Origin of the sequence: Polynucleobacter sp. UK-FUSCHL-C3 (assembly GCF_040409815.1) — a bacterium.
In the GTDB taxonomy this organism is placed as follows: domain Bacteria; phylum Pseudomonadota; class Gammaproteobacteria; order Burkholderiales; family Burkholderiaceae; genus Polynucleobacter.
Genome location: NZ_CP099959.1, coordinates 955,408 through 977,865, shown reverse-complemented (window position 1 = coordinate 977,865; position 22,458 = coordinate 955,408). Strand labels below are relative to the sequence as shown.

The following is a 22,458-nucleotide window of genomic DNA, read 5'->3' as shown; positions in this document are numbered from 1 at the left end:
GATATAGCGAGGATGGCGAAATTGGTAGACGCACCAGGTTTAGGTCCTGACGCCAGAAATGGTGTGGGGGTTCGAGTCCCCCTCCTCGCACCACAAGGCTCGGCTTAGTGTTCACAAATAACCTTGACTAAAGAGGCTGTAGTGCAAATCGAAAACTTAGGTAGCTTAGACCGCAAAATGACTCTGCAATTTAATCGTGCAGATATTAATCAGGCACGTGAAGCCCGTTTAACCAAAATTAGTAAATCCATGAAGATGCCGGGATTTCGTCCAGGCAAGGTCCCCAAGAAAATGGTGGAGCAGCAATATGGAATGCAAGTAGATTTTGAAGTGCAATACGACAAAGCCACGCAACTCTTTTATGAGCTCAGCAAACAAGAAGGTCTTAAGTTAGCCAGTCAACCTCGCCTTGAGCCCAAGAGTGAGATCGATGCCGATGAGATTGTGTTTGATGCATTCTTTGAAGTGCTCCCCGAGGTCAAGATCGGTGACTTCAGCGCCTCGGAGCTCACCCGTTACACAACTGAAGTGAATGACCCTGAGATTGATCGTGCTCTAGATGTCTTACGTAAGCAACGCGTGCATTACCACTCTCGTGGTGAGGCTGGCGACCACGGTGATGGCGGCAGTGATACGAGCGCTCAAAAAGATGATCAAGTCACTATCGACTTTGTTGGCAAAATTGATGGCGTTGAGTTTGCTGGAGGCAAAGCAGACGATTTCCAGTTTGTAATTGGCGCAGGACAAATGTTGCCTGAGTTTGAGGCTGCCACATTGGGCCTTAAAAAGGGTGAAAGCAAAACCTTCCCAATGAAGTTCCCGGATGATTACCATGGTGCTGAAGTGGCTGGCAAGACCGCCGAGTTCACCGTGACCATGAAGGATGTCGCTTGGCCTCATATGCCGCCTGTGGACGAAGAGTTTGCGAAGTCGCTCGGTATCACCGAGGGCGGCGTCGAGAAGATGCGTAGCGAGATCAAGACCAATATGGATCGCGAAGTAAAACGTCGCACCGAAGCGCTCCTTAAAAACCAAGTGATGGATGAGTTGGTCAAGCAATGCCCCTTGGATGTTCCTAAGTCGCTAATTACTGGTGAGCAAGAGCGTTTGATGGAGGCGGCACGTAATGATCTCATTCAGCGTGGCATCCCCAATGCCAAAGATGCCCCCATTCCTCCCGAGATGTTTGCCGAGCAAGCTAATAAGCGAGTCCGTTTGGGATTGATCCTCTCGGATCTTGTAAAGCAACAAAATCTGACCGCAACCCCCGAGCAAATTAAGGCCTCAATTGAAGAGACCGCAGCGACCTATGAGGACCCTAAAGAGGTCATGCGTTGGTACTACAGCGATCCTAGCCGCCTGAAAGAGGTTGAGGCCGTTGTCTTGGAAGAGAACGTGGTGAAGCATATTTGTAGCTTGGCGAAGGTCACCGATAAAGCGGTCACTTTCGAAGATCTCAGCAAAATGAGTTAATCTAGACCTATTACTAATAATTGTTGCACCAATCAGAAAGTTAGCAGAGCACATGAGTCCGATATACGAGCCAATGAGCGCACTAGATACCCAAGCCCTGGGTTTGGTCCCCATGGTGGTCGAGACCTCAGGACGAGGTGAGCGTGCCTACGATATTTACTCCCGCTTATTAAAAGAGCGTGTGGTCTTTTTGGTGGGCGAGGTCAACGACCAAACAGCTAATTTAGTGATCGCTCAATTGCTCTTCTTGGAAAGTGAGAACCCCGATAAAGAGATCTCGCTCTACATTAATTCTCCCGGTGGTTCAGTATCTGCTGGGCTTGCGATCTACGACACCATGCAATTTATAAAGCCCCATGTCAGCACCTTGTGCATGGGTATGGCCGCCAGTATGGGCGCGTTCTTACTCGCTGCGGGTGAGAAGGGCAAGCGTCATGCATTACCCAATGCTCGAGTCATGATTCATCAACCCTTAGGCGGAGCTCGTGGTCAAGCATCGGATATCGAGATACAAGCGCGGGAGATCTTGTACTTGCGCGAACGTCTCAACAAAATTTTGTCAGATCGAACTGGCCAAACCATTGAGACCATCGCCAAAGATACCGATCGTGATAACTTTATGTCAGCCGAGCAAGCCAAAGACTATGGCTTGGTTGATAAGGTGATTGAGAAGCGCGGTAGTTAAGCGCTCTAAGAAAGGACACAATGAGCGAAATCCTATCAAGCGATAAAACACTCTATTGTTCCTTCTGTGGTAAAAGTCAGCACGAGGTCAAAAAACTCATTGCTGGACCATCAGTTTTTATCTGCGATGAGTGCATTGACCTTTGCACCGACATTATTCAGGAAGAGATTGCTAAAGAACCCTTAGCAAGTAAGCGTGATGCACTGCCATCCCCTCAAGATATTCGTCTTAATCTCGATCAATATGTGATCGGACAAGACCTTGCCAAGAAGACCTTAGCAGTGGCGGTCTATAACCATTACAAACGTCTCATGCATCTGCCGGCGCCTAAAGTGAAACAGGTCGAGGAAGATAAACAGGATGCCAGTAAGACTGCCAAATCGGGTCCAAATGCAAAAGCGGGTAACAACAAACCACTCGTCGATGGCGTTGAATTAGCCAAGAGCAATATCTTATTAATTGGCCCAACGGGTTCAGGCAAGACCTTATTAGCTCAGACCTTAGCGCGCATGTTGGATGTGCCCTTTGTGATGGCCGATGCCACCACCTTAACCGAGGCTGGGTATGTGGGCGAGGATGTGGAGAACATCATCCAGAAGCTTTTACAAAACTGCGACTACAACATTGAGAAAGCCCAACGCGGGATCGTTTACATCGATGAGATTGATAAGATCTCCCGTAAATCAGATAACCCATCGATTACCCGTGACGTATCGGGTGAGGGCGTTCAACAGGCATTACTCAAACTCGTTGAGGGCACGATGGCCTCGGTGCCACCGCAAGGGGGACGCAAACACCCTAATCAAGATTTCTTACAAGTGGACACCACCAATATCTTGTTCATCTGCGGTGGGGCATTTGACGGACTCGAGAAAGTTATTCAGCAGCGCACCCAAAAGACCGGTATTGGCTTTAGTGCCGAGGTAGCAGCCAAAGATGGCCGTGGTATTGGCCAACTAATTGCCGAGGTTGAGCCCGAAGATCTGATTAAGTTTGGTCTGATCCCAGAGTTAATCGGTCGCCTACCCGTTGTAGCTACCCTTGCTGAGCTTGATGAGACCGCCTTGGTTGCGATTCTGACCGAACCCAAAAATGCATTGGTCAAGCAATACCAAGCGCTCTTGGGCATGGAAGGAGTGGAGTTAGAAGTTCGTCCTGAGGCACTCTCTGCGATTGCCAAGAAAGCGATTGCTCGTAAAACGGGTGCCCGCGGTCTACGCTCGATTCTGGAAGGCGCTTTGATGGACGTGATGTACGAGTTACCTTCCATGAAAAACGTCCAGAAGGTCGTGATTGACGAAAGTACCCTAGAGACCGGCGCCAAGCCTTTAATGGTCTATAAACAAAGCTCTGCAGATTCGGCAGGGTCAGAGCCAAGTCTTTCCAAGAAGGCTTAAACTACTCTCGTTTTGTATAAAACAGCCATTTTTGATCCATTTTTTGTAGATTTACCCCCATTTTTGGGTGATTTTCACCTTTTTAGTACCATTGGTATTGAGTTTGGGGTAGACCACCCCATATAGGTAGTATGCTTATTACAGAACTAACTGGAGACCAGCGCAATGCCAGGACAATTATTACTTCCTTCTGAACCCATCCAGTTACCTTTGTTGCCCTTAAGGGACGTGGTGGTGTTTCCTCATATGGTGATCCCATTGTTTGTGGGTCGCCCTAAATCCATTAAAGCTCTTGAGGCTGCTATGGAGACCGGCAAGAGCGTCCTCTTGGTCGCACAAAAAGCAGCTGCTAAAGATGAGCCCTCGGTAGAAGATCTCTACGAAGTGGGTTGTATCGCTAGCATCTTGCAGATGCTGAAGCTCCCCGATGGCACAGTCAAAGTATTGGTCGAGGGATCACAACGCGCTGAAGTAAGCCAAATTGAAGATAGCTTGGGCTACTTTAGTTGCGAAGCAACTCCCAAAGAGATCGAAGTGGTTGACGCCCATGAGACCGAGGCACTGCGCCGCGCGATCATGGCGCAGTTTGATCAATACGTCAAACTCAACAAGAAGATCCCGCAAGAGATCCTAGCCTCACTAGCAGGCATTGATGATCCTAGCCGTCTTGCTGATACGATCTGCGCTCACTTGCCTGTGAAGCTTGAGCAAAAGCAACGCCTCTTAGAGATGAACGGGGTCATCTCTCGCTTAGAAAGTCTTCTGACCGATCTCGAAAGTGAAATCGATATTCTCCAGGTTGAAAAACGTATCCGTGGTCGCGTGAAGCGTCAGATGGAAAAGAGTCAGCGCGAGTATTACCTGAACGAACAGGTCAAGGCAATTCAGAAAGAATTAGGTGAGGGTGAAGAAGGCGCTGATCTTGAAGAGCTCGAGAAACGCATAAAAGCTGCGCGCATGCCTAAAGAGGCTCTCAAGAAAGCAGAGTCTGAACTTAAAAAACTCAAGCTGATGTCGCCCATGTCGGCAGAAGCCACCGTCATCCGTAACTTCATTGATACCTTGGTGAACTTACCATGGCGCAAGAAGAGCAAGATCAATAATGATCTGACCAATGCTGAGAAAGTTCTGAACGAAGATCACTACGGGCTTGATAAGGTTAAAGAGCGGATCTTGGAGTATCTCGCTGTGCAACAACGGGTTGATCGTGTGAAGGCGCCGATCCTTTGTCTCGTTGGGCCGCCTGGAGTTGGTAAAACCTCCTTAGGACAATCCGTGGCACGAGCCACCAACCGTAAGTTTGTGCGTATGGCCTTAGGTGGAGTGCGCGATGAGTCGGAGATCCGTGGTCATCGCCGTACCTATATTGGGTCGATGCCAGGCAAGATCTTAACGAGTCTGACGAAGGTAGGCGTACGTAATCCATTGTTTCTGCTCGACGAGGTCGATAAGATGGGTATGGACTTCCGGGGCGATCCCGCTAGCGCCTTACTTGAGGTCTTAGACCCTGAACAAAACCATACCTTCCAAGATCACTATGTCGAAGTAGACTTTGATCTATCGGATGTGATGTTCGTAGCAACAGCAAACTCACTCAATATCCCGGGACCATTACTCGATCGGATGGAAGTAATCCGTTTGGCTGGTTACACCGAAGATGAGAAGCTCAGCATCGCTGTTAACTATCTCATTCCTAAGCAGATCAAAAACAATGGTCTTAAAACTAATGAACTCAGTATTGAAGAGAGTGCGATTCGGAACATTATTCGTTACTACACCCGTGAAGCGGGCGTGCGTGCCTTAGAGCGCGAGATTAGTAAGATCTGCCGCAAGACCGTGAAGATGCTCTTATTGAAGAAAGAAAGCGCTCCGGTGAAGGTGGATGCTGATAACCTCGAGAAGTTCCTCTCTGTGCGCATGTTTGACTTCGGAATGGCTACCAAAGAGAACCAGGTGGGTCAGGTTACTGGCCTTGCATGGACCGAGGTAGGCGGTGATCTGCTTACCATTGAAGCCGCTCTGATGCCAGGCAAAGGCACCATCACCCGCACGGGATCGATTGGTGATGTGATGAAGGAATCTGTCGAAGCTGCTCGTACAGTGGTGCGCTCGCGTGCCAAAGGTCTTGGTATTACCGATGAAGCCTTCGAGAAAAAAGATATCCACATTCACTTTCCAGAAGGCGCCACACCGAAAGACGGACCTTCTGCAGGTATTGCAATTACTACCGCACTGGTCTCCGTCTTTACTGGTATCCCAGTTCGAGCAGATATTGCCATGACCGGCGAGATCACCTTGCGTGGCGAAGTATTGCCAATTGGTGGCCTCAAAGAGAAATTACTTGCAGCTCATCGCGGTGGTATCAAATTGGTCTTAATCCCTGAAGAAAACGTTAAGGATTTGATCGATATTCCGGATAATGTGAAGAACGCGATCGAGATCGTACCTGTTCGCTGGATCGACAAGGTCTTAGAGTTAGCGCTAGAGCGCAAGCCCGAGGCCCTGCCAGACCCTAGCCCAGAAGAGCTGGCCAAGAAGGCAGCCGAGGCAGCCAAACAGACCGCAAGTACCGCAACCGGGGATGTTATTAAACATTAAGTTACAATCTCGACTGATCGTTTTTTGGGGTGCTTAGCTCAGCTGGTAGAGCGTCTGCCTTACACGCAGAATGTCAGCGGTTCGATCCCGTTAGCACCCACCATTCCTTTTAATCCATGCTCGATTCCGTCCGCAAACACCAAAAAATACTGCAGATCATTCTGCTTTTATTCATTGTTCCCTCGTTTGCGTTTTTTGGGATCTCGAGCTACTCCGACTTCTTTGACAAAGATACTGACCTCATTAAGGTCAATGGCAAAGCAATTACCTCCCTTGAGGTAGACAACAATGCCAAGCGTCAAGCAGAGCGCTTTGGGGGAAACAGCCAAATTGCACAAAGCCTGCCATTTCGGCAAGCGGTCCTTGATGAGCTTCTCCAACAACGTCTCTTAGCATTTGCAGTGAATGATCTCAAGCTCAATGTGAGCAATGCATTTCTCAGCCAGACCTTGGCACAAATTCCAGAGATTAAAGCGCTCTATAAACCTGACGGCACATTTGATGCAACAAAGTATCGACAGTTGCTTGCTAACGTTGGTATGAGCGTTGATCAGTTTGAGAACTCTCAACGTTTTGACATCATGGTGCAACAGTTGGTTACTTCAGTAGCACGTACCGAGTTACCCAATAAAAAGCTGAGCGACATTATCTCGACCATGTATGAGACCGAGCGCCAAGTACAAGCATTACGCTTTACTGCATCCGACTATGTAAGCAAGGTATCGCCCACCGATGCTCAGTTACAAGAGTATTACCAAGCCAATACCAAATTATTTGAAGCTCCTGAGAGCATCGATGTTGAGTTTCTGGTTCTAAAGGCAGACCCTAAAGAGGATGCTAAGGCTTTTAATGAGAAGGCCGATCAGTTTGCCAACATCACTTACGATCAAGCCGATAGTCTTAAACCTGCAGCAGATAAGTTAAAGCTTAGTATTCAAAGTGCAAAGGGAGTGGGGCGCAGCGGTCAAGCCAGCCTAGGCAAAGATCACCCCATGAACGATCGCAGAGTAGTACAAGCTCTTTTTAATGAAGAGGCTCTAAAGAACAAACGTAATATCGAGGCAGTACAAATAGCGCCCGGTATCTTTGTATCTGCACGGGTAAATAACTTCTATCCAGCGAAGGTCTTACCCTTTAAAGATGTGAGCGCAGAAGTAAAACGGCAGTTCAGCATCAAGGCTGCTCAAAAGATTGCGGCTGAAGCAGCGGGCACACGCTTTGAGGCTTTGCAAAAGAACCCCAATGACACCAATGGCTTTGCTAAAGCAGTCTGGGTGTCACGTAATAAGCCGACTGATCTCTTGGCACCACAACTCGATGCCATCATGGCAGTTGATCCTGCTAAGTTACCAGCGGTGGTCTCCTCCACGAACTCCGATGGCGGCATCACCCTCTATCGCGTTGACCAAGTGCGTCAACCACCTGCCAGCGATGCCAAAGTACGCGCAGCGCAAGCACAACAGATTGAAGCATTAGCAGCCCAAGCTGAGTTTGCAGCCTTCCTTAATCACATGCGTATTCTGGCAAACGTGAAGGTGATCAATCCGCTCAAGCCAGCTAGCGGAATATCTAATTAGTCGATAGCTTTCAAAAAGTTGCAATAAGCAACCTTTGTATATATAATAGTAACCATTGATATTATTACTTGGGTAAGTCATGGCAACAGCAATTAAGCTATCTTCTGTTTTTATTAAAGATGCAAAACCCTATGCTGACGCTATGCATAGGTCAGTCCCCAAACAAATCGAATATTGGGCAAGGATAGGAAAGATTGTTGAAGAAAATCCTGACCTTCCTTTTTCTATGATTCAGGATATCTTAATCGGTATTGAAGAAGTGAAAGCAGGTAAATATTCGGAATATACATTTGGATGATTGTCTCGATATCTGCAAGACTTCAACGCGTTATTAAAAAATTAGATAAGTCCGAAAAAAAAGCTTTAGACGCATCATTACATTTAATCATTGCCCAACCTAAGATTGGTTTCTTGAAAACGGGTGATTTAGCAGGAACTCGTGTTTATAAATACAACTTTAATCGACAGTCCATGCTGCTAGCCTATGTTCTAAGCCTTGATGAAAAGCATTTGGTACTTATAGGTTATGGCAGTCACGAAAATTTTTATCGAGACTTAAAACGCTAGTAATTAATTAGATTGGAGTAGGGCTCTAAAAGGTTCCATCGCCTTCCATACATTGCCAAACATAATGGGCTGCGCTTGCTCATTTGGATGAATCCGATCGGCTTGAAAGAGTTCTGGTCTAGTAGCTACTCCTTCAAGGAAGAAGGGCAGAAGAGCTACTTGTTCGGATTGAGCCAGACTCACAAATAAACGTACAAATTGCTTGGTGTATTCCTGTCCGTAGTTAGGAGGGATCTGCATACCCAGTAAGAGAACCTCGGCGCCGCTTTTCTTGCTCATCACAATCATCTCTTTGAGGTTCTTCTGACTTGCCGTCAAGGATAGACCGCGAAGGGCGTCATTAGCCCCCAGCTCAATAATTACTAGGCGAGGTTTAACCCGCTTTAAAAGATCCGGCAAACGACTTAAGCCACCGGCTGTGGTTTCACCACTAATACTAGCGTTTGTGATCTGCCACGAGCTACCTTCTTTGCGTAACTGATTACCCAACAAGGTTACCCAGCCAGCCCCACGGGGTAGACCATATTCAGCAGAAAGACTATCGCCCAATACCAAGAGTTGTGGACCAGACTGTGGGGCTTTAATGCTCTGTGCCAGCAAAGGTGAACTGGTCACGAGTAAGATGGAGGCCAATCCAACGACAAATTGTTTAAACAAAGGTTTCACATTGAGTATTGTGCATGAATCTACCCCAGTCTTGCAGGCTAGTCATGTGGGTAAAACAGTCCAGACCAGTGATGGACCCCTCGCAATCTTGCAGGAGATTGATTTCTCGATCACAGCAGGAGAGTCCATCGCCATTGTGGGTGCGTCCGGTTCTGGTAAAAGCACACTCTTAGGCATCCTGGCCGGCTTAGATCTCCCAAGTAGTGGCACTGTGCACCTGATGCAAGAGGATCTAAGCAAGCTTGATGAAGATGGCCGTGCCCGATTACGGGGTCAATACGTCGGCTTCGTGTTTCAGTCCTTCCAGCTTGTGCCGCATCTCAATGCTCTGGAGAACGTGATGCTTCCTTTAGAGATTCGGGGTGATCCACTTGCAAAGTCGCGTATTGCCGCCGCAGCCTGCTTAGCTAAAGTTGGTCTTAGTGAGCGTCTCTCGCATTACCCTAAAACTCTATCGGGTGGAGAGCAGCAACGTGTTGCCCTGGCTCGCGCCTTTGTGAGTGAGCCCAATATCTTGTTTGCGGATGAGCCCACCGGAAGCTTAGACGAGGCAAGTGGAGCACGTGTGATTGAGCTCTTGTTTCAACTCAATCGTGAGAACGGCTCCACCCTGATCTTGGTGACCCACGACCCACAACTGGCTAAACGCTGTAGCCGCCAGCTCACCCTTCAGGGTGGGCGTTTGGTCTAATCCAGGAAGCAGAACCCACGGCACTCTTATAATCACGGAATGTCATTTTTCCGTTGTCTGCCCGGGGCCGATGCCCTTTCTGTCTTCCGTCAACAACGGCTCTTAAGCCACCTTTCAACTCAAGGAATTGAGCTTAGTAGCATCACTGCACAGTACCTGCATTTTGTCTGGTCAGATCAAGAGCTCTCAGCCAGCCAAGTCGCCATCCTAGAAGCTTTATTGCATTACGGTGAGCCCTTTGCAGGAAGCAAGGCAAACCAATCCGCAATCGTGATTCCTCGATTTGGGACGGTCTCCCCTTGGGCCAGTAAGGCCACCGACATTGCTCGTCAATGCGGTTTAGAGGTCTTACGGATTGAGCGCGGTGTGCGTTACCAATGGAACGCCAACATAAATCTGAACGCCTCACAAGAGCAGATCTTGGAGACAGCATTATTTGATCGGATGACCGAAGTCATCGTTACTGCCGAGAACGATGTACAAGCTCTATACCAATCATTACCCAATCGACCATTCACACGCATTGATGTCATGGGGCAGGGTAAAGCTGCGCTCGAGCACGCTAATCAATCCTTAGGCTTGGCACTCTCTGCTGATGAGATTGGCTATTTAGAAGAAAACTTCAAGCGCCTAGAGCGCAACCCAAGCGACGTTGAGCTCATCATGTTTGCACAAGCTAATAGCGAGCACTGCCGCCATAAAATCTTTAATGCCAGTTGGACCATCGACGGTAAGAAGCAAGAGCATTCACTGTTTGCCATGATCCGTAATACCGATCGCTTGCAACCGAAGGGAACCATCGTCGCTTACTCGGATAACTCCGCCATCATGGAAGGCTGTGATGCGGATGTGTGGAGCTCAGTAGGCCCTGCGGGACACTATCAAACTAAGCGTGCATTAGTACACACCTTAATGAAGGTGGAGACCCATAACCATCCCACTGCGATTGCACCGTTTCAGGGGGCAGCGACCGGATCGGGTGGTGAGATCCGAGATGAAGGTGCAACGGGGATTGGCGGTAAACCCAAAGCAGGCCTCACCGGATTTTCCGTATCGAACTTACATATTCCTGGCACGAACCTCCCCTGGGAGAAAAGTCCTTATGGCAAGCCTGAGCGTATTGCGACCCCATTACAGATCATGATCGATGGACCAATTGGTGGAGCGGCATTTAATAATGAGTTTGGAAGACCAAACTTGGGTGGTTACTTCCGAGTGTTTGAGCAAACCATTGGCGGACAACGACGTGGTTATCACAAGCCCATCATGATCGCCGGTGGTATTGGTGCGATTGAGTCTATTCATACGCATAAGCATCCCATCGAAGATGGTGATCTCTTAATTCAGTTAGGCGGCCCCGGAATGCGCATTGGCATGGGTGGTGGTACCGCCAGCTCGATGTCGACCGGAGCTAATACCGCAGACCTGGATTTTGATTCTGTACAACGTGGTAATCCAGAGATTGAGCGTCGTGCGCAAGAGGTGATTAATCAATGCCGTGCACTAGGAGAACATAATCCCATCGTCTCGATCCATGATGTAGGGGCAGGAGGCTTATCCAATGCATTTCCAGAGCTAGCCGATAGTGCAAAACTGGGTGCACAATTTGAGCTACGCGCTATTCCTCTCGAAGAGAGTGGCATGAGCCCTGCAGAGATCTGGTGCAACGAGTCGCAAGAGCGCTATGTGATCGCGATTCATCCGAAAGACCTAGATCGTTTTGCCAAGATGTGTGAGCGCGAGCGCTGTCCGTATGCGGTCGTCGGACACACCACTCAAAACCGTCAACTGCAATTGCACGATCAACAGCAAACCAAAAATCCAGATCAACAGTACCCCATTGATATGCCGATGGAAGTACTCTTGGGCAAACCCCCCAAAATGCATCGGGATGTTCACACCACACAAGAACAGCTCTCCCCATTTAATTGCAATGCAATCGAACTCAAAGAAGCAATCGAGTTGGTTTTGCAACAACCTACTGTTGCCAGTAAATCATTTCTGATTACCATCGGCGATCGTACGGTGGGTGGTCTTAACTCACGCGACCCCTTTGTGGGTCCATGGCAAGTACCTGTTGCAGATTGTGCGGTGACCACCATGGATTACTCTGGGTATCTGGGTGAAGCCATGAGCATGGGTGAGCGTACTCCCGTTGCACTCTTTAATGCACCAGCAGCAGCCAAGATGGCAGTGGGTGAGGCGATTACTAATATTCTGGCTGCTGATATTACTAGCATCGAAGACATTAAGTTATCGGCTAATTGGATGGCAGCTTGTGGTCAACCCGGCGAAGACGCCAAACTCTATGAGTCTGTTAAAGCAGTAGGGATAGAGCTCTGCCCAGAGCTGGGTATCTCGATCCCCGTAGGGAAAGATTCTTTATCGATGGCTACGAGTTGGCAGGATCACAATCAAGCAAAGCAAGTGGTTTCGCCCGTATCACTCATCATCTCGGCATTTGCTCCTGTGCGTGATGTACGCAAGACCCTCACACCACAACTGCAACCCCAGACCGATACCGAACTAATCCTGATTGATCTAGGACGTAATCAAAATCGGATGGCTGGCAGTATTGTGACCCAGGTATTTGAGCAAACGGATACACACGCACCGAATGTCGATCACGCAAGTGATCTCAAAGCCTTTACGAATGCCATCATTGCCTTGCGTGAGCGCAATGCTATCTTGGCCTACCACGATCGCTCTGATGGTGGCTTATTAGCCTGTATCGCTGAGATGGCCTTTGCAAGCCATTGCGGTATCTCTCTAAACGTTGACCTCTTGTGTATTGATCCACAGACCGAACCAGATTATGGTGATGCCAAGAACTGGGCTTCTCAGGTCAGCGGTCGTCGTCACGAGCAAACCATCCGCGCGTTGTTCAGTGAAGAGCTAGGTGCGGTCATCCAAATTGAACGATCGCAGCGCGATGCAGTATTTGCAGTCTTACGTGAATGTGGCATTAGCGCCTTTAGTCATGTGATTGGCAAACCTAATCAAAGCGATGCCTTAGAGATCTGGCGTGATGCCAAGTGCGTTTACACCGAAAGCAGAGTGCATCTTCAAAAACTCTGGCAGAACACCAGTTATCAGATCGCTCGCTTGCGTGATAACCCCAACTGTGTAGATAGCGAGTATCAAAGCGTAGAGGATGTAAGTGATCCTGGGATGAGCCCCATCCTGCGTTTTGATCCTAATGAGAACCCCAGTGCACCATTTATTAACAAGGGCACACGACCCAAGATGGCTATCTTGCGAGAGCAGGGTGTTAATTCCCATCTTGAGATGGCCTACGCGATGGATCTCGCTGGCTTTGCTAGTCATGATGTTCATATGAGCGATCTACTTTCTGGTCAAGCCAAACTTGAGGACTATCAGGGCTTAGTAGCCTGCGGTGGATTTAGCTATGGCGATGTGCTCGGGGCCGGTGAGGGCTGGGCCAAGACCATTCTGTTTAACCCACAACTCAGCGAGCAATTTGCAAGCTTCTTCCAACGTAACGATAGTTTTGCCTTGGGTGTTTGTAACGGCTGCCAGATGATGAGTAATCTAGCGAGCCTAATACCAGGTGCTAAGGCATGGCCTAAGTTCACGCGCAATCAATCCGAGCAATACGAAGCACGGCTTGTGATGGTAGAGATACTTCAGTCACCATCCATGTTCTTTAATGGAATGAGCGGTAGCCATTTACCCATAGCGGTCGCACATGGTGAAGGCTACGCAAACTTCAAACACCAAGGTAACGCACGTGAGATTGAACATAATCAATTAGCCGCCATGCGCTTTATTGATCATCAGGGCAATGCCACTGAGCGTTATCCATTAAATCCGAACGGCTCACCGCAGGGATTAACTAGCGTCACCACAGCCGATGGCCGGTTCACAGTGATGATGCCGCATCCAGAGCGCGTTTTTAGGAATGTGCAAATGAGTTGGTATCCCAAAGAATGGAACCAAACCAAGGATGGTGCCAGCCCATGGTTACGCATGTTCCGCAACGCCCGCGTTTGGGTGAACTAAGTGGCACAAACACGTTTACCCGCTGAGCCGGTCACGTTCTCAGAGTCCGGCGGGATTCGGTATTTGCATTTAGGAACACCATGGATACAAGGAGCCATGCGTATTCGGGATCCGAGCGAGATCTATCTCGAGTACTCGCAACAGATGATGGCCTGGTTACTCTTTTTACAGAGTAAGCCCAAGATGCAAATTGCGCAATTAGGCCTAGGTACTGGCTCCTTAGCCAAGTTCGCCCTTGAGTATTGCCCAGGCGTAATCAATACCGCAGTAGAGCTGAACCCAGCGGTCATCATTGCAGCCAGAACCATGTTTGATCTGCCTCATGATCATGACCAGTTAAAGGTAGTGCAAGACGATGCCCTGAGTTTTGTGAAGAATAAACGCCATCACCAGCAGTTCGATGTCTTGCAAGTAGATTTGTATGATGCTGATGCCAAAGGGCCTGTACTAAGCTCGCTCGAGTTTTATAAGGCCTGTTTTAATACCCTAAAGGCCACTGGGGTGATGACCGTTAATTTGTTCTCACAGCACAAAAGTTTTGATATCAACCTCAATAATATGTGCAAAGCCTTTCAGGGCAGGGTGCTGATATTCCCGGAATCACACGATTGCAATGCAGTAGCCATCGCCTTTAAGGGCCCTATGATCAATGCTAATTGGAAGAATATTGAGCAACGCGCCAAAATAATCCATGATCAGACTGGCCTACCGACTAAGTGCTGGGCAAAAGGCTTACGGTCAGTTAATGCTCGCCAGGAAGAGTGCTTACAAATTTAATGAAGATACAGATGAACTTTCTGGGGAGCCCAATCGCTAGGAAATTTAAAAACTATCTGTTCACCCTGATTAGCCTCTTTATTTGCTTTGCGCAAATATCAAATGCAGAGAGCGTTGGAAAAAAAACAGAAACTGTGACTGTAGCCAGTAAGCGCTTTACAGAGTCGTATATCTTGGCTGAGATTATTGCGCAGACCCTAAAAAATAACACGGATTACGAGATTAAAACCAAATTAGGGCTTGGTAATACAACCATTCTGTTTAGTGCACTCATACAAGGCAATATCGATGTCTATCCAGAATATCTTGGCACGATTACCAAGGAGATTTTAAAAGAGGACGGCACCCTCTCTTTGGAGCAGATCAACAAAAGATTACTTCCATTCAAAATACAGGCGGGTGTATTTCTGGGCTTTCAAAACTCCTATGCCCTAGCAATGAGAAAAGATCGGGCAATGCAGCTTGGGATCACAACAATTGCGGATCTTGCAAAACATCCAAGCCTAAAGATTGGCTTTTCACATGAGTTTCTGGGTAGACCAGACGGATGGCCTTCCATTCAGAAAATTTATGGCCTTTCAAACCTGAGCGCTAAGGGACTGGATCATGGCCTTAGTTATTCCGCTCTAGAAAAGAAACAGGTCGATTTAATCGATGCATACACCACCGATGCGCAACTCAGTAATGAAAAGATTGTCCTCCTCATAGATAACCAACGATTTTTCCCCTCGTATGAAGCCGTTTTGCTTTATCGTATAGAGAGTTTTAAAGATAAGCCTAATGCCTTATTGGCCTTAGAGGGTTTATCGCAGAAGATTTCGCAAATAGAGATGCGAAATATGAACGCTGAAGTGGAGGTGCAAGGGTTAACCTTTTCCAGTACCGCCCAATCGTTTATCATCAAAGAGCAAATATCTTCTGAGCCTCTTTCATTTATGAAGCAATTATTTGGGCCAGATTTTTTGCGTCTAAGTTATGAGCATTCTATATTGGTCTTTTTGTCATTGTTCATTGCCATGATCATTGGCATCCCGCTGGGGATTTTGACCTTCTGCAATCCCTCAGTAGGTAATCCAATGTTGTATGTATCCGGAATTTTCCAAACGATCCCATCTCTTGCATTACTGGCTTTCCTGATCACAATTTTTCAAACGATTGGCCCGCTACCAGCAATCACTGCATTATCACTTTATGCCTTACTCCCAATCATTGAGAATACTAATACAGGCTTGCTAACAGTTAATCCATCATTACGTGAGTCTGCCAGAGCTTTAGGGGCTAATCGATGGGTCTGTTTAGTAAAAATTGAGTTACCTGCAGCCATCCCTAGCATTGTTAGTGGAATCAAAATTGCTGCTATTACTGCAACGGGTACAGCCACCATCGCAGCATTTGTGGGAGCAGGGGGTTATGGTGAGAGGATAGCGCAAGGATTGGCGACCAATAATACGCAGACGATGCTTGCTGGAGCAATACCAGCCGCAATTTTTGCTACTTTGATACAAGCTCTTATCAGCCTCTATGCGCGCTTTGTGGCGCGCTCTCGAGCCTAATTATTCATTGATTAATAATGTCTGATCATTGTCAGTATTCTCCCCACCCAACGGCTCAGCAGCTGCGAGAGTGGATTAATAGTGCAAATGCGCTGACTCGTAAAATAATTGAAGGGCTTGCCCCAGGAAAAGAGCTCGTTCCACAACAAGCAACTCTTAATCCACCGTATTGGGAGTTTGCGCACATTACTTGGTTCCATGAGTTTTGGATTCATCGCAAGGGTCGTCAAGAATATCCATCTTTGTATAGAGATTCAGATGCGTTATTTAATTCATCAACCGTAGCGCATGCAGATCGCTGGAGCATTCCACCTCTATCGATTGAAAGTTTGTTACGGTATAACAACGAGGTATGCAATAAAACAAGCGAGCTTCTCAGTAAACCCTTAAGTGACGAAGATGCCTACTTTATACAGTTAGTGATTCATCATTACGATATGCATAACGAAGCATTTGCCATTATGTGGCAGTCACTTGAATATCCCATGCCTTTTGAGCCATACAGTGTTTCAACCAAGACAGTCTTTAATAAAAAGTTCATTGAGTTTTCAAAAACTGATATGACTCTAGGATCGTCCACTCAGCAAGGGTTCATATTTGACAATGAGAAATGGCAACACCCTCTGACTGTAGAGCCATTTGCGATATCAAGCTCAGCGGTCTCCAATGAACAATATCGTGAGTTTGTCTTAGCAAAGGGTAGCCAAGCGTTGCCAAAACATTGGAAGCAAGAAGGCGGGGTTTGGTATGAACGCTTTTATGACCAATGGCGTGTGATGGATGATCAGCAAGCTGTACGCCATATTCATTATGAAGACGCTGTGGAATATGCCACCCAGCAACATCTTCGCCTACCTACAGAGGCTGAGCTCATCTTACTCATGGCAACAAACCCTAATGACTGGCAGGCATCAGATTTGTGGGAATGGACCAGTAGTCCATTTTTACCCTTTGCAGGATTTACACCAGACCCATATCTTGATTATTCACAACCCTGGTTTGATGGTACATACCAAGTGTTAAAGGGTTGGAGTCCATTTACAGTGGAGCGCATGCGCCGTTTAGGATTTCGGAACTTCTATCAAACAAAGCGAAATGACATCTTTAGCGGCTTTCGGGTTTGCCGTCTTTAAATGCTCTAAAAAAAGTCACAATGTGACTGCCTGACTATACCCAGTTAATTCTAGATAGCCTCGGCCAATAACAACTTGGTTCTGACTCATTTCAACTGCCCCCTCATAGTAAAACCCACCCGTGCTAGCGCGAGCATCTACCTCCTGATCTTGCATAAGGGTTTGTAATCGAAACTCTTGATTACCCACCCGAATTAAAAAGCCTTTTGGGTAGTTTGCAAGGGATCGTGGCGAACTCCATTGGTCCACCGCCTCCCAAATAGCATTTGAGTGACGTTCCAGAACCCGACCAGTTTGATCACGTCGATCCCACTCACTGAACAAAGCCTTGCCTGCCTGATCTCGTATCCGAAAGGCCATGATGCTTCCTCCATTAAGAAGATTTATCCCAATCCAATCCCATCCAACTGCACCTGGCATTAGTAAGCTACTCGACCATTCGTGATCAAACCAGCCAATCCCAGAACGTTTAAGAAGAGAGGCCTGCTTGCCTTTTGATGATTTGTCTTTAATCTCAATTTGTGCTGTTACATTCAGCTGAGGACGGCTGTAGTAATAACTAGCGAGATCAGGGCTAGGGCCTTTGGCAGAAAAACCTTGATTGCCTCTTAAAACAGGCGTTTGTGAAGGAGTAGCTTCTAAACGTATCGTGAATGTATCTGCTGGAATATCAAATTGATAGCGATCATTTATAGTCCTCTCCATTGTCCAATTAGCTAATCGTAATTTTGTATCAGCAGTGTCAAATACAGCACCCGCAGTGCCAACTCGTCCTGCGACATCCGCATGGCGTAATTTTCTTTCTTCCGGAATGGCCAAGGCAGCATGCGCAAATAGGAGCTGGGTAGGCGCAAAACGACTTGGGTTATCCGGTGAATGTTGGGTTCGACTACGAAAGAAGGTAATCTGAAAACCTATAGCATTTTCACCTGAGCCAAGCCAACCAGTGAGATACCACCATTCGGTTCTAAATTCTGGGTGTGCACCGTGATCTCGTGGGAATATTAATTTTCTTGGACGAACCGGTGGATAGGCCACTGAAGAATTTGCCCATTGAGAAACAGGTAGAGCACAAGATATTGCTAATGCCTGCATAAAATAACGACGTTTACGATGGTGCATTACCATTCCTCTCGTAATGCAGTTATTAAATTTGCTGGGTTTAAATTATGCTTTGAAGCCAATAAGGCTGCTGCAATACCTGAGCTAATTAAAGCGAGCATAAGAACAATCAAAGCAAAGTACGGTACGCTTGTATCCATCGTCCAATGAAAGGATTGTGGGTTGATGCGATGGATTAATATCTGGCTCATTAATAAACCCAATAGAGTTCCCCAAATAACAGCTAAGCCTAACAATAGGCCTGATTCTGTACTAATCCAGGCCATTCGCTGAGTAGTTGATTGACCGAGGTAGTACACCAGGGCATATTCTTTCTGACGAAGTAGGGCTTGACCTGCAAATCCTGTCGCTACTGCAAAAAGTGCCACAAGAAGGGCGGCAATCTCCAGAGCATATGTTAGGGCAAAACTTCGATCAAAGATTCTTAACGATAGGGCCCGAAGGTCACTGCGATTCATAAACTCTTGATCGCGAAACTGTGGAATGGCAGTTCGAAGCGTATTAAGAACTGCGGCCGGATCGGCTTGATTGACCAACCAAATGGCGATACCTGAATACTGTTGATCACCGCTCATCAATTGGTATATGCCAAGATCGATAACCAGCGCACCATGCTGTCGACCATAGTCTCGAAAAATCCCTGCAACCCATACTTTTTGGGAGCCATGCCGTTCATTAAATGCCGGCAGTGTCTGAATCGTACCGGGACGCCAGTCATAAAAATCAACCATTGCTTCAGAGACATAGACCATCGGTAAGGATGACTGATCAGATAAAGCACTTAGTGGGTAGATCGGTCCAATTAAAGGAAGCGTTTGCGCTTCTCGACCCTGCTGGATTGGTCTAGCGATTAAGGTTACTTCAGGCCGATCAGATTGAAAAAGGACCTTACGTTGTACGTTTAGTTCATACCGTTCAATACCCGGAACCTTCTCAAGGCTAGCTAAATAATTAGGGTTCTTCAGAAACTCATCGCCTAAATTTAGCTGTTTAAAGTTTGCATATAAATCTGCTGGCAATACTTGGTCAAGCCACTGGGTCATCGAATCTCGAAAACTAGCAACCATCACCACCATGGCTACGGTAAGCGCGAGAGCAGCAACAACACCCGCAATTAGTCCTGCAGCGTTAGCCGGAGCGTGCGCCAAGCGCCAGATTGCAAATATGAGGGACGATGGTTGCTTTTGCCAACGAGATAAACTATTTACGAGACTTAAAAAACAATACTGAACTAACCATGGAATAAGCGCTAAGCCCGCAAATAATAAACATGCAATCGAAGCATATGCAGCTAGGGGAAGTTCATTAATAGCAGGCATAAATGCTAGAACGAAGCTAGCGAGGCTCAAGATAATAGCAATGCGATGATGCATAACAGGTCGCAATACGCGTTCAGCAGAGCCCGCTCTCAATTGTTCAGTAGGCCGTCTTGATGTTGCAGCTTTTGCTGGAAAGTAAGCAGCTAATAAACCAACTGCAATGGCAAGAATCCAAAAGCCAAAAAGAGCTAAGGGATCAATCTCAATGGGCGGTACTGTGCCAGAGAAATAACCTCCTCCTAAATCACCGCCTAAAACATTAAGTAAGACAAATGCGACAGTAAGCCCCAAGCCAATACCGAATAAACCTCCCAAAGCAGAAATACCTGCAGCCTGCGCAAGAACTAGAGAAAATATCCACTGAGAGCTTGCGCCTAAGATACTGAGAAGTGCCAGTTGGGATTGTTGTCGTAATACGGAAAAGCTAATGGTCGTAAAGACCAAAAATGCACCGGTAAAGAGGGCAACTAGCGCTAAGACATTTAAGTTAACACGGTATGCGCGCGATAAATTTGAAACGCGCCGATCACGCTCTTGAGAGCTGATTAACCGTACGCCAAGATTTAATTTCTGGAGAGCATTAGCTACTTCCTCGACCCCCTTACCATCTTGAAGCTGTACATCGATGCGACTAATCTTACCAAGCCCTCCTAAACGCCACTGAAGCGTCCCCAAGTCCATCACAGCAATCGCTTGGCCAATTGCACCCGGCACAGTACCAGCAACCTTGAATCGAACAGCCTTGCCTTCGTAATCGAGCGTAATGAGGTCGCCAACTGATAGTTGTAACTTTTGCATTGCGGCAGCCGATAAAAAGATGGCGTCCTCTGAAAAGAGTTGTTGCTGTTGATTTTCAGAAACAAACGGCATCAAAGAAGGTGATACACGACCCGCTTGAAAAATATCAATTCCGAGTACACGAATTTGTGCAGTATTGCGTTCTAAAACTGGACTGATTGCGCGGATTCCAAGCTCGGTTTGATATGTAACAATTTGGTCATATAGCTGGTCCGAGAATTCGCCGGTAGGCATGATGATTTGGGCCGAAGCCTGACCATTGACTAAATCTAAGGCGCGGCTAAATTCACTGAGAGCCGAGCGATTGACTGTATGAATGGCGACTGCCAGTGCAATACCCAAAGCAACGGCAAGTGCCGCTATCAACCAGCGGCCTGGCTGTGCCCTAAAGGCAGATGATAGTAACCAATAAAACAGCATTAGTTTGTTAAAAACAAACGCCGATCTAAGCGCTCAGCTGCTTTTTCTGAATGAGTCACCATTACTAAGGCGGCATTATGCTCACGACAAGTACGACACAAAAGCTCTAAGGCGAGATTAGCAGTTACTGGGTCTAGGTTACCCGTTGGTTCGTCCGCCAGAACAACTTTAGGGCGATGGACCAAAGCTCGTGCAAGGGCTATTCGTTGTTGTTCGCCCCCAGATAAAACGGCTGGAAATTGTTCATACGTAGCAGCCAGACCCAGTTCGCTTAAAAGTACCTGTGCACGATTTTTTGCTTGGTCAAGGGGCACCCCAGCGATCAAACAGGGCACCATTACATTTTGTAGAGCATTGAGATGTGGCATTAAATGGAAAGCCTGAAAAACGAAACCGAAGGCAGTACGGCGAAGATAGAGTTGCTCATTTGCCCCCATTGTTTTGAAATCTTTACCCTCAAATAACAACCGACCCTCGTCGGGTTGATCTAGCCCCGCTAAGAGATTTAGCAGCGTCGACTTACCCACCCCAGAGGCACCCTGAAGCGCAAGTTGCTCGCCAGCAGCAAGGGCGATATTGAGGTCTCGAAACAGCCAGCGATCGGCTGAGACTCGACGAGAGATCCCCTCAGCTTGAAGTAAGATCATTAAAAAGTCTTACGTTGAAGAATAAAGAACATGTTCGTATTGTTACATTCTCTTGCTATTTATGGGATCCACCAAGAATTTTGGCAGGCGTACGCATTCTCTTAATTCTCTATACAATTTTCCTATCCATTCATTAATAAGGTACAAAAATATGTCACATTATTTAAAAGCCATTCTTTGCTTTTTACTATTTAGTACTTCAATTAGCCTTAGCGCGCAAACTGTATTACGCGTGACAACGATCCCTGAAGAGGCGGCAACCGAGCAAATCCGCAAATTTGGCCCCTTGACTAAGTATTTAGAACGTACAGTAGGAATGAAGGTCGATTTTGTACCTGTTAATGACTATCCTGCTGCCGTAGAAGCGCTTGTTAATAAGCAAGTAGAGTTGGTATGGTTCGGTGGCTTCACATATGTTCAGGCTCAAATCCGCTCAGGCGGAAAGATCATTCCAATTGCACAGCGTGAAGAAGATACTAGCTTTCGTTCAGTGTTCATCACCCAAACAAATTCTGGGATTAAACGCCTTACTGATTTAAAAGGAAAGCAAGTAAGCTTTGGTTCCCAATCAAGTACCTCTGGTCATTTAATGCCACGCTCATTTTTGTTAGAGGCTGGAATCGATCCGGACAAAGACTTTAAACGGGTGGCCTATTCGGGAGCACACGACGCAACTATTGCAGCGGTTGTAAGCGGTCGAGTGGATGCGGCAGCACTTGATATAACGGTATGGCGTAAATTTGTTTCAGAAAATAAGGTTGACACCACCAAGGTCGATGTATTTTATACAACGCCCCCTTACTTTAATTACAACTGGTCAGTACACGCAGATATGCCCGCTCCTCTGCGCGAGAAAATCACAGCAGCGCTTCTCAACCTCAATATGAACAATCCAGAGGGTAAAGAAATCTTGACCCTCAATCGGGCTACGAAATACATCCCCACAAAACCCGAAAACTATAAAGGTTTGGAGAACGCAGGACGTAGTGCTGGCTTGATTCGTTAATCACGA

The 22,458-nt window shown here is 47.1% G+C and carries 17 protein-coding genes and 2 tRNA genes; 15 read left to right on the top strand and 4 right to left on the bottom strand.

Annotation, left to right across the window (positions count from 1 at the left end):
• Positions 1–6 precede the first annotated feature (6 nt).
• The 9 genes from NKE59_RS04885 to NKE59_RS04845 all read left to right on the top strand — a co-directional run bounded on the left by NKE59_RS04885 (position 7) and on the right by NKE59_RS04845 (position 8,297).
• Positions 7–93: transfer RNA gene (locus NKE59_RS04885), tRNA-Leu, on the top strand.
• Positions 94–141: 48 nt separating this feature from the next.
• A complete protein-coding gene (gene tig, locus NKE59_RS04880) occupies positions 142–1,473 on the top strand; it encodes a trigger factor (RefSeq protein ID WP_353437841.1) in 1,332 nt (443 codons plus the stop codon).
• A gap of 52 nt (positions 1,474–1,525) precedes the next feature.
• Positions 1,526–2,158, top strand: coding sequence for an ATP-dependent Clp endopeptidase proteolytic subunit ClpP (clpP, locus tag NKE59_RS04875; RefSeq protein WP_353437840.1), 633 nt, complete (start codon positions 1,526–1,528; stop codon positions 2,156–2,158).
• Positions 2,159–2,178: 20 nt separating this feature from the next.
• Positions 2,179–3,555 (top strand): ATP-dependent Clp protease ATP-binding subunit ClpX, encoded by a 1,377-nt coding sequence (clpX, locus tag NKE59_RS04870; protein ID WP_353437839.1) that lies wholly within the window; start codon positions 2,179–2,181, stop codon positions 3,553–3,555.
• A 165-nt stretch (positions 3,556–3,720) separates the two neighbouring features.
• Entirely contained in the window at positions 3,721–6,153 is a 2,433-nt protein-coding gene (lon, locus tag NKE59_RS04865) for an endopeptidase La (RefSeq protein WP_353437838.1), read from the top strand.
• Positions 6,154–6,180: 27 nt separating this feature from the next.
• Positions 6,181–6,256: transfer RNA gene (locus tag NKE59_RS04860), tRNA-Val, on the top strand.
• Positions 6,257–6,269: 13 nt separating this feature from the next.
• Complete coding sequence (locus tag NKE59_RS04855) at positions 6,270–7,730, top strand: SurA N-terminal domain-containing protein (protein ID WP_353437837.1); 1,461 nt, start codon at positions 6,270–6,272, stop codon at positions 7,728–7,730.
• Positions 7,731–7,809: 79 nt separating this feature from the next.
• On the top strand, positions 7,810–8,028 hold the full coding sequence (locus tag NKE59_RS04850) for a hypothetical protein (RefSeq protein WP_353437836.1): 219 nt from the start codon (positions 7,810–7,812) through the stop codon (positions 8,026–8,028).
• Entirely contained in the window at positions 8,025–8,297 is a 273-nt protein-coding gene (locus tag NKE59_RS04845) for a type II toxin-antitoxin system RelE/ParE family toxin (protein WP_353437835.1), read from the top strand. Before NKE59_RS04850 ends, NKE59_RS04845 begins: the two co-directional genes overlap by 4 nt.
• Positions 8,298–8,300: 3 nt before the next feature.
• Here the strand turns inward: NKE59_RS04845 and NKE59_RS04840 are convergent, their stop codons facing one another.
• A complete protein-coding gene (locus tag NKE59_RS04840) occupies positions 8,301–8,963 on the bottom strand; it encodes an arylesterase (protein ID WP_353437834.1) in 663 nt (220 codons plus the stop codon).
• A gap of 10 nt (positions 8,964–8,973) precedes the next feature.
• On the opposite strand from NKE59_RS04840, the gene NKE59_RS04835 reads away from it, so the two are divergent.
• From NKE59_RS04835 to NKE59_RS04815, 5 genes are read left to right on the top strand one after another with little or no spacing between them, the layout of a single operon-like run.
• Positions 8,974–9,654, top strand: coding sequence for an ABC transporter ATP-binding protein (locus tag NKE59_RS04835; protein ID WP_353439916.1), 681 nt, complete (start codon positions 8,974–8,976; stop codon positions 9,652–9,654).
• 39 nt (positions 9,655–9,693) lie between these two features.
• Entirely contained in the window at positions 9,694–13,677 is a 3,984-nt protein-coding gene (purL, locus tag NKE59_RS04830; RefSeq protein WP_353437833.1) for a phosphoribosylformylglycinamidine synthase, read from the top strand.
• Positions 13,678–14,454 (top strand): spermidine synthase, encoded by a 777-nt coding sequence (locus NKE59_RS04825; RefSeq protein ID WP_353437832.1) that lies wholly within the window; start codon positions 13,678–13,680, stop codon positions 14,452–14,454.
• 11 nt (positions 14,455–14,465) lie between these two features.
• A complete protein-coding gene (locus tag NKE59_RS04820; protein ID WP_353437831.1) occupies positions 14,466–16,007 on the top strand; it encodes a glycine betaine ABC transporter substrate-binding protein in 1,542 nt (513 codons plus the stop codon).
• Positions 16,008–16,024: 17 nt separating this feature from the next.
• Entirely contained in the window at positions 16,025–17,140 is a 1,116-nt protein-coding gene (locus tag NKE59_RS04815; protein ID WP_353437830.1) for an SUMF1/EgtB/PvdO family nonheme iron enzyme, read from the top strand.
• Positions 17,141–17,155: 15 nt separating this feature from the next.
• Here the strand turns inward: NKE59_RS04815 and NKE59_RS04810 are convergent, their stop codons facing one another.
• From NKE59_RS04810 to NKE59_RS04800, 3 genes are read right to left on the bottom strand one after another with little or no spacing between them, the layout of a single operon-like run.
• Entirely contained in the window at positions 17,156–18,262 is a 1,107-nt protein-coding gene (locus tag NKE59_RS04810) for a lipocalin-like domain-containing protein (protein WP_353437829.1), read from the bottom strand.
• Positions 18,262–20,799, bottom strand: a complete 2,538-nt coding sequence (locus NKE59_RS04805; RefSeq protein ID WP_353437828.1) for an FtsX-like permease family protein — start codon at positions 20,797–20,799, stop codon at positions 18,262–18,264. Before NKE59_RS04805 ends, NKE59_RS04810 begins: the two co-directional genes overlap by 1 nt.
• Positions 20,799–21,446 carry an ABC transporter ATP-binding protein gene (locus tag NKE59_RS04800; RefSeq protein WP_353437827.1) on the bottom strand — a complete coding sequence of 216 codons (648 nt, stop codon included), beginning with the start codon at positions 21,444–21,446 and terminating at the stop codon, positions 20,799–20,801. Before NKE59_RS04800 ends, NKE59_RS04805 begins: the two co-directional genes overlap by 1 nt.
• A gap of 151 nt (positions 21,447–21,597) precedes the next feature.
• Between NKE59_RS04800 and NKE59_RS04795 the strand changes: the two genes are divergently transcribed.
• Positions 21,598–22,452 carry a putative selenate ABC transporter substrate-binding protein gene (locus NKE59_RS04795; protein WP_353437826.1) on the top strand — a complete coding sequence of 285 codons (855 nt, stop codon included), beginning with the start codon at positions 21,598–21,600 and terminating at the stop codon, positions 22,450–22,452.
• Positions 22,453–22,458: the final 6 nt, after the last annotated feature.

Bases quoted from the DNA above. Each gene is read 5' to 3' on its own strand.
- clpP (WP_353437840.1), top strand. From the start codon at position 1,526: ATGAGTCCGATATACGAGCCAATGAGCGCACTAGATACCCAAGCCCTG.
- clpX (WP_353437839.1), top strand. From the start codon at position 2,179: ATGAGCGAAATCCTATCAAGCGATAAAACACTCTATTGTTCCTTCTGT.
- lon (WP_353437838.1), top strand. From the start codon at position 3,721: ATGCCAGGACAATTATTACTTCCTTCTGAACCCATCCAGTTACCTTTG.
- NKE59_RS04855 (WP_353437837.1), top strand. From the start codon at position 6,270: ATGCTCGATTCCGTCCGCAAACACCAAAAAATACTGCAGATCATTCTG.
- NKE59_RS04850 (WP_353437836.1), top strand. From the start codon at position 7,810: ATGGCAACAGCAATTAAGCTATCTTCTGTTTTTATTAAAGATGCAAAA.
- NKE59_RS04845 (WP_353437835.1), top strand. From the start codon at position 8,025: ATGATTGTCTCGATATCTGCAAGACTTCAACGCGTTATTAAAAAATTA.
- purL (WP_353437833.1), top strand. From the start codon at position 9,694: ATGTCATTTTTCCGTTGTCTGCCCGGGGCCGATGCCCTTTCTGTCTTC.
- NKE59_RS04820 (WP_353437831.1), top strand. From the start codon at position 14,466: ATGAACTTTCTGGGGAGCCCAATCGCTAGGAAATTTAAAAACTATCTG.
- NKE59_RS04815 (WP_353437830.1), top strand. From the start codon at position 16,025: ATGTCTGATCATTGTCAGTATTCTCCCCACCCAACGGCTCAGCAGCTG.
- NKE59_RS04810 (WP_353437829.1), bottom strand. From the start codon at position 18,262: ATGCACCATCGTAAACGTCGTTATTTTATGCAGGCATTAGCAATATCT.
- NKE59_RS04805 (WP_353437828.1), bottom strand. From the start codon at position 20,799: ATGCTGTTTTATTGGTTACTATCATCTGCCTTTAGGGCACAGCCAGGC.
- NKE59_RS04800 (WP_353437827.1), bottom strand. From the start codon at position 21,446: ATGATCTTACTTCAAGCTGAGGGGATCTCTCGTCGAGTCTCAGCCGAT.
- NKE59_RS04795 (WP_353437826.1), top strand. From the start codon at position 21,598: ATGTCACATTATTTAAAAGCCATTCTTTGCTTTTTACTATTTAGTACT.